Raw genomic sequence first — 14,259 nt, forward strand, 5'->3', positions numbered from 1 at the left:
CTCCTGCGTGACAGGCAGGCATTCTAACCAACTGAACTACCGGACCAACGATTGCGGGGGCAGGATTTGAACCTGCGACCTTCGGGTTATGAGCCCGACGAGCTACCGGGCTGCTCCACCCCGCGATGATAAAATAATGGAGGAGGAAAGGGGATTCGAACCCCTGCGCGGTTTGACCCGCCTGTCGGTTTTCAAGACCGATCCCTTCAGCCGGACTTGGGTATTCCTCCAACATAGCATATAAAAATAATTGGTGGAGCCTAGCGGGATCGAACCGCTGACCTCCTGCGTGCAAAGCAGGCGCTTTACCACTGAGCTACTGCAGAATAATCTGCACTAACGACAGATATCAAATATTATCATCCTTAAAGTTTAAAATCAATACTTTTTTAAAAAAATATTTATTGCCAACTTTCTTTTTCAGCATTTCCTTTTTTCAGCATTTCTATAGAAGCTAAGTCAAGCTCAGGTTTTAACGGTATAACTTCTTCTACTTTTAAAGAAATATAATAACAGCCTTGAACTTAGGAAATTTATTCTGACCTTTGAAAAAACGGTCATACCCATCCTGCACTTCCTCACAGGCACATTCCACGCAAATTTATCAACTTCTTTGAGCCAGTTAAAAGCAGAATGCTCTTTGAGAGCATTAAATGCTTTTTTGAATTCAGCAACCGACAGGGTTTCCCTGTAACCTTCCATCCGTTCAGGAAGATGAAAGTTTTTTGTGAAACGAGCTCATCCTAGGGTTTTTTAATCTTTTCTCTTTGAACAGAAGCAGGCATGGCACGTTATTTTAAGGCATAAATATGCAGCTTTAGCCCTTTTAAAGCCAGCTCTTTATTAGTTCTTTTATGGTTTTAGGTTTTGCCATGTTTAACAGCTCCTGCTCTTTTAGTAATAAGAATATTTCAACAAAAGGAACGTCAGTTTGTCTCTTGGAAACTTTTTTATCCTGCAAAGAATAAGGTCTATAGCGTTTTCGAGAGCTTTCTCACCGTATTTTCCATGTTGTTTGACCCAATTATGAATAATGGAATATTACTTTGCTCTGAGGGAAAAATACACCGTAAATTCGCTGACATTTAGAACTTACTGAACCATCTAGCAATTAGTTTACAAAACCTATAACAAAACTGGAGGTTACATCATGAAAAAATTAGCATTTTCTATCATTACTCTTGTTTTGGTTCTCGCACTTGCTGCATGCGGCGGAAATAATGCAAACGAGGGTAAGAAGGAGGAAGAAAATAAACAAGAAGCACAAAGCTCTTATGAGCAAATAAAAGAAAAAGGCGTCATCACAATTGGCACTGAAGGTACATATTCTCCATTTACTTTCCATGATAAGTCCGGAAAATTAACTGGGTTTGATGTCGAAGTTGCAACAGAAGTGTTTAAACGTTTAGATATTAAGCCGCAGTTTGTTGAAACAAAATGGGATGGCATGATTGCCGGGCTTGATGCGAAACGCTATGACATGATTGCAAATCAGGTTGGAATCAACGATGAGCGCAAAGAAAAATATGACTTTTCTGATCCTTATACAATTTCAAAAGCTGTTCTAATTGTAAGAGAAGACAACAACGAGATTAAATCGCTTGATGATTTGAAAGGCAAAACAGTTGCCCAGTCTTTAACAAGCAATTACCGCCAAACAACAGAAGAGCATGGAGCAAAAATTACCGGAGTAGAAAGCTTTAACCAGGCAATAGATTTAGTCACCTCTAAGCGCGCTGATGCTACTTTAAACGATAGCCTTTCTTATTTAGATTTAAAAAAGCAGCGTCCTGAGCTTCCAATCAAGATCGCCTATACGGAAAACAATGCTGCTGAGAGTGCTTTTCTTTTCCGTAAAGACAATAAAGAATTAGTTGATGCTGTTAATGGTACTCTTAACGACATGAAAAAAGACGGTACGTTCGAAAAAATATCTAATAAATGGTTCGGTGCAGACGTATCGAAATAAAGGAAGAGATCGCATATGTTTGGGGAGGAACGTACAGAACGAATTATAGGAATCCTTAGTGAATCCTTTTTTCCTATCTTAATGGCGGGTTTGCAGTACACCATTCCTTTAACACTAATCACTTTTACCCTTGGCCTAATTTTAGCTTTCTTTACAGCTGTAGCAAGGATTTCCGGATTTATGCCGCTTGTTCTTTTAACACGTTTTTATGTATGGATTTTTAGGGGAACGCCATTATTGGTTCAGCTGTTTATCATTTTCTACGGGCTTCCAAGCGTAGGAGTTACCCTTTCTCCATTTGCGGCTGCTGTTATTGTTTTCACCCTGAATAAAGGGGCATACAGTTCGGAGATCATACGTGCCGCCATATTATCGATTAATAAAGGCCAGTGGGAAGCCGCCTATAGTATTGGTATGACAAAATCTCAGGCTCTTAAAAGGATTGTGCTTCCGCAGGCGGTTCGTGTTTCCCTTCCACCACTTGGAAATTCTTTTATCAGTCTTGTTAAAGATACTTCTCTTGCGGCCACTATTACGGTTACTGAATTATTTCAAAAGGGACAGCAGATTGCAGCTGTTACGTATGAGCCCCTCTGGCTTTATATCGAAGTAGCCTTCTTCTACTTAATATTCAGTACTGTGCTTTCTTATTTTCAGGGCAGGCTTGAAATACGGTATGGCCGCGGCATAGCGAAATAGTGGAGGGTAAGCGATGATCACAATTAATAATTTATACAAACGGTTTGATAAACTCGAAGTATTAAAAGGAGTAAGTCTTTCTATTGAAAAAGGAAAAACAGCAGTCATTATCGGGCCTTCAGGATCGGGAAAGACAACACTCCTCCGCTGTTTGAACCTGCTAGAGATGCCTGACAAAGGAACCATTACGCTAGGAAACAAAACGTTAAATATAACGGCAAGCACCAGGCTTAAACAAGCGGAAATTGTTTCTTTTAGAAAGCAGACCGGAATGGTTTTTCAAAGCTATAACTTATTCCCTCATTTGACGGCTGTTGAGAATGTCATGGAGGGACAAGTGATCGTTTTAAAACGTTCTAAGGACGATGCCAGAAAAAAAGCTTTATCTTTATTAGAAAAAGTCGGGCTGCGTGATCGCGCGGATATGTATCCGTTCCAATTATCCGGAGGCCAACAGCAGCGTGTTGGGATCGCACGCGCGATGGCTATTGATCCAGAGGTTCTTCTTTTTGATGAGCCAACATCCGCTCTCGATCCTGAGCTGGTCGGTGAAGTACTAAAGGTAATGAAAGACCTGGCAAACGAAGGGAGGACAATGGTAGTCGTAACCCACGAAATGAAGTTTGCGAACGAAGCTGCCGACCAAATCATTTTTATGGACGGCGGTGTTGTAGTTGAACAAGGTACGCCTAATGAAGTATTTAATGCGACTAGAAACCCGAGAACTCTTCAATTCTTGAATAAAGTATCTGAACGATAACTCCTTGTCCTGTACCATGTGCAGGGATTCCCCTGCTTTCGCAGATATAAAAAACATTAACGCCATTGCCAAACTGAATACAATAATCGTACCGATCATTTTAACTTTTTCTGATTTAATTACGTTTAACGTCTCCCTTATTCTGTTTAGATAAGTGTAGACGCGCACTAAATAAAGTTTATTCATGTAAAATTATTCCTTATAAGCAATAAAAAATAGACTTGCATCTGCAAGTCTCCTCTTTTATTTACATACATAAGTTTGTATTAATTTATTAACACTTATCCCTTGCCCCGATGACAACCAAAGCATGCATATAAACTGCTCATTCCTGACCAAAATCTACCGGAGGCTTTCTAATGCCTGCTTCACTGTAGCAAAAGCTTCGATTTTAGACGGATCAACACTCTGACTGCTAACCACTGCTTGTACGACTTCGGGACGTAAGCCTGTCGTAAGGACACGGATTCCCATTAGCTGAAGCGTTGCCCCTATTTGATCAAAGTATTTTGCAATTTCTTTATCGAGGTTGAAAATTCCTGAAAGGTCAGCGATAACATAGTCAACGTCCATTTCCGAGATTTTTAGGATAACATGGTCTGCTATATATTTCAATCGGTATTCGCTGAATTCTCCAATCAGAGGAATAACAACTACATCATCTTTAACAGGTGCAATAGGTGCTGATAGTCTTGCCAGTTCTTTTTGGTTTTCCTCTTGCAGCTGATCGGAAAGGCGTTCAAATGCGAAAATGGTTTCGTTTAAGCTGATATCTAATAAGGTGTTGATCTGTTTTATGATAAAAACATTTTCGTTTAGAGATAAACCAAGCTGTGAGCTAATTTTTGTAAACAGTTCAAGGAAAACCTGCCGGGTTGGAGGATACCGAACGGCAATTTCCGAAATAGTTCCTCCTGATGAGACTTGCATAGCTGCATTTTGCTTACTCCATTTTATAAGAGCTTCCGGAGCTGTATCTTTCCTTTCGTCCAGTACTAATTCACTTAAAAATCCCAAAAGTTCAACATACATAATGACAGCTTGTTCTTTCTCCCATTCAGGAATTTCTAAATTCATTTTACGAAGAACAGCCCCAACAATTTCACGAGCTAGGGAATTTGTATTTTTTCTAAGGTATTCAGAAAAGCCAAAAAGTAATGTCAAAAAGTCTCCCACCTTCGTCTATCTTGATGATTTCATTATATAACTTAAATGAAGAATGACAATATAGTAGTACCTTTCGGCTTTCCTCCCTGAGTCCTCCAACCTCCTTCAGTTACCCATTCCTTTTTGTATTAAAAACGCCACTTAAAGGCGACATGGTTTTTGGATACAAAAAAGAGCACCCAGATAGGATGCTCTAGCTTGATTTATTCAGTTTTGTTTGCTCAACAGTTCTTTAAGTAATAGTTAAAATTCTCCCTATACTTTTCGTAATGATATAATTTCTTTTTCTCAAATTCTCTTTGAATTTTTTTATTGATACAATCCACTTCAAGTTATTTGTATTTTAAATAATTATATTTATGCCATATCTGAAGAAGTTTAGATAATAGGGTTATAGGGGTGTTGTTAATTCTAAGCCTAACTCCTACAAACGTATTGTTCTACAGTCAGGTTTCCCTCTCCTGGCTGCTTTTTTGCATTTTCATCTACTTTACAAAATGTCACACGGTTTCTTCCTTGGTTTTTAGAGAGGTACAGCGCACGGTCGCGCGATCTATTCATTAGGGATAAAGAGCGTCACGCCAATGCTGATCGTTATACCATAGCTGTTTCAGCCTGCATGTTCAATGGTATGCCGTATTCTTTTCGCTGTTTTCTTTGACTCATTTTCGTTCGTATTGAACACTTGCTAGTCAACTACTTAGTTTGAACCAAGTCAATTTCGTTAATAATCGGAATTTCTTTTTTTAGTAAAGATAGAAAAGTTTCTTCGATTTTGTTGTCGATTTCACAAATCGTTATGGCCTCACCATTAATTTTCGAACGTTCATTAGCCATACGGGCGATGTTATATCCATTTTGATAAAGAATTCCGGATAAGTCGGCAATAACTCCTTTTTTATCGGTATGGCGGATGACAAGTGTTGGCCGTTCTCCTGAAAACTTTAATGGATAATCATTAAATTCCTGAACCTCCACCTTGCCACCGCCTAAAGAACTGGCCAATACCTTTACAGTACGGGAAGGTCCTGCCAGTTCCACGAGAACAGTATTTGGATGATAACTTCCAAGCACCCGTTTTGTGAATTCGTATTGTAATCCGTTTTCATTAGCGAGTTCTTTGGCGTTTGGAATGCCATCATCCATTGTCGTTAACCCAAGAACACCTGCTAATAGAGCTAGATCTGTCCCATGACCCTGATAGGTTTTGGCAAAGGAGCCCATTAGCGAGAAATTCACATATAAAGGATTCTCATTTAATAGCTGGCGGGCAATGTTACCGATTCGGACAGCTCCGGCTGTATGCGAACTTGAAGGGCCAACCATTACAGGACCGATGATTTCATATGCACTTTCGTATTTCGCCGGCCCACAACTACTCGTTTTTTCACCAAGAATCTGTTCTTTTAATTTTTGCCCTGTCGGAGTTCCAGCAAGACCCCCTATCCCGGTTTCCCTCAATGATTCGGGCATTTGCTGCCCAACTTCATGCATAACATGGATCACTTCATCTGGAAGAATGATGCTTGTTACCCCAGCTAGAGCCATATCTGCTGCAGCTTGCGCGGTAATAGCATGTAAACCGTTGCGAATGATACAAGGTATTTCCACCAGACCAGCAACTGGATCACAAACCAATCCGAGTGAATTTTTCAAAGCAATTCCTACGGCATTTCCTACCTGTGCCGGTGTTCCACCAGCAAGCTCAACTAATGTTCCAGCTGCCATTCCGGTTGCTGATCCGACTTCAGCCTGGCATCCGCCGGCAGCCCCTGATATCGAAGCTTTATTGGCAATGACTAAACCGAGAGCAGAAGCAGTAAATATCGACTGTATAATCTGCTCACGGGTGAAGTTTCCGCTGTCAAGGGCGTGAACAAGTACGGCTGGCAAGATTCCCGCTGAACCGGCTGTTGGCGTCGCTACAATCCGCCCCATTGCCGCATTTACTTCTGATACTGCCAGCGCATTTGCGGCTGCATTTAATGTTGTAGGATTGACAAATGAGTTCCCGTTTTTTGCATACTGATAAAGACGGTTCCCATCTCCACCCGTCAAACCAGTTCGGGACATAACAGGACTCATTGTCCCTCTCCGGACAGCCTCTTCCATTACCGTAAATTGTTCCGACATTTTTGCGATGATCGTCTCTCTAGAATAACCTTTCTGTTCCACCTCAGTTTTGATCATCAATTCCGAAATTGTTGTTTTTTCCTGCTCTGCTTGTTCAATTAATTCTTTTAGGCTTGTAAAAGACATGTGACCACTCCTTTAAAAAAGACGGCTCCCACGCTCGAGCATGAAGAACGTCCCGTTGTTTACTTTATTCTTGCCCGAAATATTCTGTAACAACAGCTGCCATTGCTTTTGCTGCAATGATCAATCTATCTTCGTTAATGGTGAATGTAGGATAATAAGGATAAACTGGACCTCTGCCGGCTTTGCTCCAATAAAACATACTACCAGGTATCTTCCCTAAATAGTAAGCAAAATCTTCAGATCCAGATATTGGCGGTGTCTCTACTACCCACTTTGACTTCATTCATTTATCCATACATATTTCAGCTTTTACTCATATAATTGCGGAGCAATTTGAAGGAGTCTTCTGGCGGTAATACGATAAATTTCAATAAAACATGGAGTGAATTAATAATGAAAACAGAAGAAACAGAGCAATATCTAAAAAACAAAATTGGTGAAAACTCTATTGTACAGGCGGGGAAGGATTTAAAGCTGTTGGAAAAGAAAAAGTAGATGGAGAAGAGGAAATAGCACTGCTGTTTCAAAGTGGTGTTTACAATTTCACAAGAGAAAAACGGTTTTATTATGACTTTGTTAGACAGTTTACAAATGAAGATGGTGAGGCGGAGCAGCTATATTGTGAATTTGTCTTTAAGCCAACTAAAAAGCTGAAAAGTGGTACTTTGAACAACGATAAGCATTTTGATACAAGTCTTATGAGATATCACAAAACTTAATTTAGAGTTGATTTGATTATGTGCCAATAGCCTTTACCCTGTTAAGATTGTGAAGGTTTCTACTTATACTAACGGAGCAGTTTAGTTTAACAAGAAGTAAACTAAAATTTATAGAGGGGAACTAACATGACAAAGAAGAATAAGAGGATGACTTCTAAGGTTGATGAATATTTAAGTAAAGCTAAAGAGTGGAAGGAAGAATATGAGAAGTTGAGAAATATCGTTCTTGACTGTGAGTTATCCGAAGAATTTAAGTGGATGCATCCCTGCTACACGTTTGAGAAAAAAAACATAGTTTTAATACATGGATTTAAAGAATATTGTGCGCTTCTGTTTCACAAAGGTGCCTTGTTACAGGATGCCCACGGGATTCTAGTCCAACAAACGGAGAATGTACAGTCGGGGCGCCAGATTCGGTTCACCAATGTTCGAGAAATAGTTGAGATGGAACCCATTTTGAAAACCTATATCTATGAAGCCATTGAAATTGAAAAAGCCGGTTTGGAAGTGAATTTAAAAAAGACTTCAGAATTTATAATTCCCGAAGAATTACAAAATAAATTCGATGAAATCCCTGCCTTGAAAACTGCTTTTGAAGCATTGACGCCGGGACGGCAAAGAGCATACATTCTTTATTTTTCTAAAGCCAAACAATCCAAAACTCGAGAGTCAAGGGTTGAAAAATATACGCCGCAAATTCTCAATGGAAAGGGACTAAATGATTGCACTTGTGGATTATCTCAAAAGCAGCCTAACTGTGACGGCTCGCACAAGTACATTTGATAAGAAAATATATTAATCAAACTTTAAGATATTACCTTACCTTGCGTTCATTTGAACTTCTTTTTAGATCGCAGGTAACACTCCATCAAATAATTTAAAATGGAACTTCTGACGAATGTTGGGATGTTTTGCTTGCAGCCAGATTGTTAAGAAGGCATCATCATACTTAGCAACTATCAAAGGAGGCAAAAACAGTATGAAAATCATTGTTACCAGTATATTCGTACAAGATCAAGACAAGGCACTTGAGTTTTATACAGAAACGCTGGGCTTTGTAAAAAAGCACGACGTTCCCACCGGAGAATTTAGGTGGATAACGCTTGTTTCTCCCGATGATCAAGACAGTACCGAGCTTTTGCTTGAACCGAATGTCCATCCAGCTGCGCAAGAGTATCAAAAGAAGATATTTGCCGAAGGTATCCCAGCAACAATGTTTGGCGTTGCAGATATTCGCAAAGAGTACGAACGATTATTGGAAAACGGCGTGAAGTTTACTATGGAGCCGACAAAAATGGGCGAAGTCACAATAGCTGTCTTCGACGATACATGCGGTAACCTTATTCAGATAATGCAGAATTAACTTTATGTCGAAATAGTTGTTCAGTGAAGCGTTTTTATCAACAATTAAACAGCAACTTTATGTTAACCCTGTTCTAATTTTAGGACGGGGTTATACATTTTTAACGTTTAAAAATAAATGGCATTGTTGTCATTCTCCCCTTGATCCGGATAATTTTGCATGGACAAATGAGAAAAATTGATTTTGCTGCTGGCATGAAATTGCGGTTAAGATTTTGTCCGTAACTGAAATTAAATAAAAAAGCTCTGGCACAAACCAAAGCTCCTTCTCTTTCACAATTATTTTTTATCATTTTTATAATATCCAGTTCCGTTACAATGATGGCATCCGTTGCCATTGCAAGGTGTGCAGATATATAGTTTCATTATTTCCCCTCCTTTCTTACAGCAGTGATACAACCTTTTTTCTCGTTTCAATTGAGGTACTTCGATTCTCTCAAAGTCTAAAAACTCTTTACCTAAAAATCTAGTTTTTTAAATAGTAAATGTTTTCTGCCTTTTTATTATTTCCAGTCCGTCGTATATTAAAACATTTATCGACAAAAATAGATATATTTACACAAATAAGCAGGTTTTTTGGATTCCTATAGCAATTTGTCAGAACTTTACCATGAAAAATCTTTTGGATGCGGATACCTTAGCAACAACAAAAGTGTACTTAAGCAAAAAGTATACATTTACTTAAGTACACTTTTGTCTAAATACACCTGTGTTTACTAACTTTTTGATCGCATTACAGGCCAGAAGACTCCTTCAAATTGCTTCGCAATGGGCGGGAGATGAATGGCCGCTTTTTTCTCGTTTGTTACTTAACAAGCAAAACATACATTCCTTTTAGGTCAACATCTAGTGCACATTCACGGCAGCAAGTATCGTTGAACTCTTCTACGAAAGCCTCGCAAATGGCGGCGCAAAGTTTGCAGTTTTGTTGAACAAACTGGCTGCTGTGGACCAAAAAAGAAGGGGCCTGCCAGCAAACTTGAGCGCATTCCTGCAGTGTTTGGATGCCGTTTTTTCACTTGAACATCCGTCTTTGCAGGAGAGTCATTATGTATTCTTCGCATGCTTAAGCACATTTTAAACACTCCTCTATCACTGTGTTTTCATTCGCAGTTGATGACAACAAGCTAAATTTTTTCTCGTAATCATCTTCCAGTGGTTATATTTCCTGTCCCGGCTGAAGTGTTTCTACACCTTCGATTTCAACTGTTTCCGGATATTTGAGACCTGAGCCCGTGTTAAGGCATACAACATGCTCGTCTGCCTGGATCCATCCTTGTTCACGCAGGATTCTAGCTGCCGCAAAGGTTGCTGCTCCTTCTGGGCAGACAAAGTTTCCTTCTAACGAAGCTACTTGTTTTTGCGCCTTCAATAATTCCTCATCTGAAATGGCAATCGCACAACCTTCTGTTCCATAAACTCCTTCAAGAACTAAGAAATCCCCCAATGCTTTAGGGACATTAATGCCAAATGCACAAGTTGCTGAGTCTTCAAAGAATTCGGATTCTTTTTCGCCTTTTTTCCAGGCTTCTACAATTGGCGCACAGCCTTCTGCTTGAACGGCTACTAAACGAGGAAGTTTCCCGTCTTCGATCCAGCCCAATTGCTGCAATTCAAGAATGGCTTTATAAATTCCAATGATGCCTACTCCCCCGCCTGTTGGGTATAAAATAACATCTGGAACTTTCCATCCAAATTGTTCGACAATCTCATAGCCCATTGTCTTTTTACCTTCAACACGATACGGCTCTTTAAGTGTAGAAGCGTCGTATACGCCATGGTTCTGTACTAAATGGCCGACAACCTTTCCTGCATCACTGATCAAACCGTTGATAAGATGCAAGTCTCCACCGGCAATATAAACTTCTTTACGTGTAATTTGCGGCGCATCTAAAGGCATGACAATTGTGGCTTTGATATTTGCTTTTGCCGCATACAGCGCCCAAGCCGCACCTGCATTACCGTTTGTCGGCATAGCTAAATGTTTTACACCCAGCTCTTTTGCCTTTGAAATGCCAACACTCGCACCCCTTGTTTTAAAAGAACCCGTTGGAATGACACCTTCATCTTTTATGTATAAATGGTTTAATCCATATTCTGCTCCTAATGACGGGAGCTTTTCAAACGGCGTCATTCCTTCACCGAGTGTGACAACGTTCTCCTTTTCATGAACAGGCAGCAGCTCATGATATCGCCATAAGCTGTTTGGACGATTTGCAATCTCTTCACGTGACATGTTTGCCTTCACTTCCTCTAAATCATAGCGCACCAACAACGGTGAACCACACTTACATAATTGCTGTACCTTTTTTTCCTCATATGCTTCACCGCATTTTGGGCACTCTAAATGTGAGATATAGCTATAATTTTTCATTTTTTCCCTCCTAAAAATAAAAGACTGCAATTAGTGTCTTCTTCAGGTCTCCCTTCAGCTGTGAAAGCAATTTCTTTACATTTCCCGGTACATTTTTTTACTGTATGTCTCTGCTTAACTAAGTAGAAGCAGTGTATGAATGATTAGCGCTGCTTTGTGAGTCAGCATATAACAAAAGCGGTCTTCCTCCCTGGGAAAAGACCGCGTAATGTGTTAGCCAGGGTAAGAATGTGATTCGATCGGACGTACTGTTAGCAACAGGCTGTTTCCTGCCTTTTAAATCTCTGTTAGATAACGATTAGACATTAAGATACGACATTATAACGCTTTAAGAGTTTTTTTCCGGCCCAAACAAACAGTCTATCCATGAAAAATCCCATTAGCCCCAAGACCACTAATCCTACAAAAATCCAGTCTGTTTGGAAGTACAGTCTGGCATTCCAGATCATGAAGCCAACTCCTTCATTTGCGGCAACCATCTCCGCACCAACGATCGCCATAAAAGAGGATCCCATCGCAAGCTTGGCGCCCGTGAAAATATATGGAATGGACGCCGGGATGATCACATAGCGCAGCACTTGAAAATTGGATGCACCCATGCTTTTCGCTGAACGGATTTTATCTTCTGAAATCGAAAGTACCCCTGTTAAGGTATTGATAGTGACAACAAAGAAAGTCGCATACATAATCAAAAATATTTTTGACTGTTCGCCAATTCCGAACCAAAGCATAAACAGTGTGATAAAGGCTAAAGGAGGAATAAAGCGCACAAAGTTGATTAACGGTTCTACAAGTGAACGGATGAACTGGTTACTGCCAATCAGCAGGCCTAGCGGGATCGCAACCAAGTTTCCTAAAAACCAGCCGGCCAATACACGGGCAAAACTGTATCCCATATAGATGAACAGCGACCCGTCTTTACTAAGTTCTATCGCCCCTTCTAAAGTGGCAAGAGGACTGGGCAGAAACTGCGGGTCTGAAAAAAAAGCGGCAATGCTCCAGATAACCAATAATCCGATCCATCCTAAAACACCTGTTTTTGCAATACTTCCCCAATGGCTTTTAACACTTTTTCTTTTTTTAACCGTTTTATCCCTAATTTGATGACGGGCAATGGTTTCCATTTTCATGACCTCCTCAGTCAAAATGCGACTGGACGATTTGATAGTAATGATTGAAATCCGGGCTTGTGATTTCACGCGGATACGGCAGGTTAATGTCATACGTATCCGTGATTTTCGATGAAGGGCCGACTGACATAAGGCCAATGCGCTGGCCGAGCATCAATGCTTCCTGAATATCATGCGTCACAAAAATGACGGTCTTATTCGTTTCCTGCCAAATCCTGATCAATTCCTTCTGCATGGTCCGTCTTGTCATGGCATCTAATGCACCGAACGGTTCATCCATCAATAAAATATCCGGGTTGTTTGCCAGGACACGTGCTAACTGTACACGCTGTTTCATTCCTCCCGAAATTTCGCTTGGAAACTTATGATGGTGTCCCGAAAGTCCGGCAAGTTCAATATAAGACTGAGCCATCTGTTTTCTTTCTTTTAAAGGAACTTTTTTTATTTTTAGTCCAAATTCCACATTTTCTTCTACGGTCAGCCATGGAAATAATGCGGAATCTGCCGATTGAAAGACAAATCCCCGGTTTGCAGCGTAATTGGAGTCCGCCCCATGTATATCAAGCTGGCCATCAGTTTGATCCAAAAACCCGGCAATAATATTGAGAAGTGTTGATTTTCCGCACCCGCTTGGGCCCAGCAGAACATAAAATCCACCCTGCTTTATTGTCAGGTCAACATCTTTTAATACATAAGCCGTCTCTGATGTGTCCTCTACAAATGTTTTAGAAAGCCCTCTAATTACGATAGAGGGGCTTTCTTCTTGTATCACTGCCATAGAGCGATTCCTCCAATCTTTACTTTTCGTACGTTACAGACTCTGGATATGCCTCGCGCAAAGGTTCCAAGAACAGTTTTTCTTCCAGGTCATAATCTTGCTTTAGCAAGTTTCGATCAAGAAGCCATTGCTTCATGTCTGATAAATGGTCCAAATCTTCCTGCTTAAATTCAAGCGTGTAATTGGACCGCTCCAAATCCCTTAACGTATCTTCCTTCTTCACTTTTAATTCTTTATAAGCGATTTCTGCGGTACCGTCCGGATTGTCTTTAACGTAAGCAATGCCTTCTTTGATCGCTTTTAGCAAATTCACGATCACCTGCTGATTTTCTTCCGCAAACTTTTTGTTCGCCACTAAGTAGCTGCTCACCGAAATATCAATAGAAGAAAGATCATCAATTTTATGGACGCCATCAATGGCCTTGAACTTTTCAAGCAGTGCGCCGCTTGCCAATACAGCGTCAATATCACCTTTTTTCACACCGACAAGGGCTTCGTCCGGTGTACTGTACGGTACATACTCGATATCCTCTTCTTTAATTTCTAAATGTTCCAAATATTTCGCCCAGTGATATTCAAAAACAGTTCCTTTGGCGACGCCAATTTTCTTCCCTTTTAACTGTGACGGCTCATCAATGCCATCTACAGCTAAAATTTCCGACTGTTTGATCGTTTCCGGTGTGCTGTGCGTTAACGATGAAAGCACGACTAAGTCACCGCGGTTTAATGAATTCAGCAAGGCATAATCAGCTGCCAGGCCCGTGTCTGTTTGTTCTGTTAATAATGCATTGATTGTGTCAATCCCATATGCAAAGTTGGAAAGGGACGGATCAATTTGATGATCTTTAAAATAGCCTTCTGCATTTGCGGCGCGGATCTGCAGGGAGCCGCCTGCTGCTGTATCAATCCCGATACGTATTTTTGCTGTTTCTTCACCTTCTGCTCCTGTTGTACTGTTGTTAGAGCAGCCCGCTAAAAAGAGAGAGAACACCAGACTAAAAACCAGCAGTCCGTATAATCGTTTCATTGCCGTTCCTCCAGT

At 40.4% G+C, this 14,259-nt stretch carries 14 protein-coding genes and 2 tRNA genes; 5 read left to right on the plus strand and 11 right to left on the minus strand.

Annotation, left to right across the window (positions count from 1 at the left end):
• Positions 1 to 51: 51 nt before the first annotated feature.
• Both M3221_RS21085 and M3221_RS21090 read right to left on the minus strand, forming a co-directional pair.
• Positions 52 to 125, minus strand: a tRNA-Met gene (locus tag M3221_RS21085).
• Positions 126 to 137: 12 nt separating this feature from the next.
• Positions 138 to 230 (minus strand) — tRNA-Ser (locus M3221_RS21090).
• 920 nt (positions 231 to 1,150) lie between these two features.
• Here M3221_RS21090 and M3221_RS21095 point away from each other — a divergent pair.
• Genes M3221_RS21095 through M3221_RS21105 form a run of 3 tightly spaced genes read left to right on the plus strand, consistent with a single transcriptional unit; the run spans position 1,151 to position 3,428 of the window.
• A complete protein-coding gene (locus tag M3221_RS21095) occupies positions 1,151 to 1,969 on the plus strand; it encodes an amino acid ABC transporter substrate-binding protein (RefSeq protein WP_251273663.1) in 819 nt (272 codons plus the stop codon).
• 15 nt (positions 1,970 to 1,984) lie between these two features.
• Positions 1,985 to 2,668, plus strand: coding sequence for an amino acid ABC transporter permease (locus M3221_RS21100; protein ID WP_251273664.1), 684 nt, complete (start codon positions 1,985 to 1,987; stop codon positions 2,666 to 2,668).
• 13 nt (positions 2,669 to 2,681) lie between these two features.
• Complete coding sequence (locus tag M3221_RS21105; protein ID WP_251273665.1) at positions 2,682 to 3,428, plus strand: amino acid ABC transporter ATP-binding protein; 747 nt, start codon at positions 2,682 to 2,684, stop codon at positions 3,426 to 3,428.
• Between the two features lie 342 nt (positions 3,429 to 3,770).
• On the opposite strand, the gene M3221_RS21110 is transcribed toward M3221_RS21105, so the two are convergent.
• From M3221_RS21110 to M3221_RS21125, 3 genes are all read right to left on the minus strand, one after another.
• Positions 3,771 to 4,592 (minus strand): STAS domain-containing protein, encoded by an 822-nt coding sequence (locus M3221_RS21110; RefSeq protein ID WP_251273666.1) that lies wholly within the window; start codon positions 4,590 to 4,592, stop codon positions 3,771 to 3,773.
• A 699-nt stretch (positions 4,593 to 5,291) separates the two neighbouring features.
• Positions 5,292 to 6,854: an L-serine ammonia-lyase, iron-sulfur-dependent, subunit alpha gene (gene sdaAA, locus M3221_RS26635; protein ID WP_311316161.1), complete on the minus strand. Its 1,563-nt coding sequence runs from the start codon at positions 6,852 to 6,854 to the stop codon at positions 5,292 to 5,294.
• Between the two features lie 64 nt (positions 6,855 to 6,918).
• Entirely contained in the window at positions 6,919 to 7,137 is a 219-nt protein-coding gene (locus M3221_RS21125) for a hypothetical protein (protein ID WP_251273667.1), read from the minus strand.
• 562 nt (positions 7,138 to 7,699) lie between these two features.
• Here M3221_RS21125 and M3221_RS21130 point away from each other — a divergent pair.
• Positions 7,700 to 8,356, plus strand: coding sequence for a DUF1801 domain-containing protein (locus tag M3221_RS21130; RefSeq protein WP_251273668.1), 657 nt, complete (start codon positions 7,700 to 7,702; stop codon positions 8,354 to 8,356).
• 196 nt (positions 8,357 to 8,552) lie between these two features.
• Entirely contained in the window at positions 8,553 to 8,936 is a 384-nt protein-coding gene (locus M3221_RS21135) for a VOC family protein (protein WP_251273669.1), read from the plus strand.
• 100 nt (positions 8,937 to 9,036) lie between these two features.
• On the opposite strand, the gene M3221_RS21140 is transcribed toward M3221_RS21135, so the two are convergent.
• From M3221_RS21140 to M3221_RS21160, 6 genes are all read right to left on the minus strand, one after another.
• Positions 9,037 to 9,273, minus strand: coding sequence for a hypothetical protein (locus M3221_RS21140; protein WP_251273670.1), 237 nt, complete (start codon positions 9,271 to 9,273; stop codon positions 9,037 to 9,039).
• A 467-nt stretch (positions 9,274 to 9,740) separates the two neighbouring features.
• Positions 9,741 to 9,941: a four-helix bundle copper-binding protein gene (locus M3221_RS27100; protein WP_472843780.1), complete on the minus strand. Its 201-nt coding sequence runs from the start codon at positions 9,939 to 9,941 to the stop codon at positions 9,741 to 9,743.
• Between the two features lie 153 nt (positions 9,942 to 10,094).
• Complete coding sequence (locus M3221_RS21145) at positions 10,095 to 11,309, minus strand: threonine synthase (protein ID WP_251273671.1); 1,215 nt, start codon at positions 11,307 to 11,309, stop codon at positions 10,095 to 10,097.
• Positions 11,310 to 11,614: 305 nt separating this feature from the next.
• The gene (locus tag M3221_RS21150) at positions 11,615 to 12,433 is read right to left on the minus strand and encodes an ABC transporter permease (RefSeq protein ID WP_251273672.1); all 819 of its coding nucleotides are present in this window, start codon (positions 12,431 to 12,433) and stop codon (positions 11,615 to 11,617) included.
• Positions 12,434 to 12,446: 13 nt separating this feature from the next.
• Positions 12,447 to 13,217 carry an ABC transporter ATP-binding protein gene (locus M3221_RS21155; protein ID WP_251273673.1) on the minus strand — a complete coding sequence of 257 codons (771 nt, stop codon included), beginning with the start codon at positions 13,215 to 13,217 and terminating at the stop codon, positions 12,447 to 12,449.
• Positions 13,218 to 13,236: 19 nt separating this feature from the next.
• The gene (locus tag M3221_RS21160; RefSeq protein WP_251273674.1) at positions 13,237 to 14,244 is read right to left on the minus strand and encodes an ABC transporter substrate-binding protein; all 1,008 of its coding nucleotides are present in this window, start codon (positions 14,242 to 14,244) and stop codon (positions 13,237 to 13,239) included.
• Positions 14,245 to 14,259 lie beyond the last annotated feature (15 nt).

This window comes from Domibacillus indicus (genome assembly GCF_023715895.1).
In the GTDB taxonomy this organism is placed as follows: domain Bacteria; phylum Bacillota; class Bacilli; order Bacillales; family Domibacillaceae; genus Domibacillus; species Domibacillus indicus_A.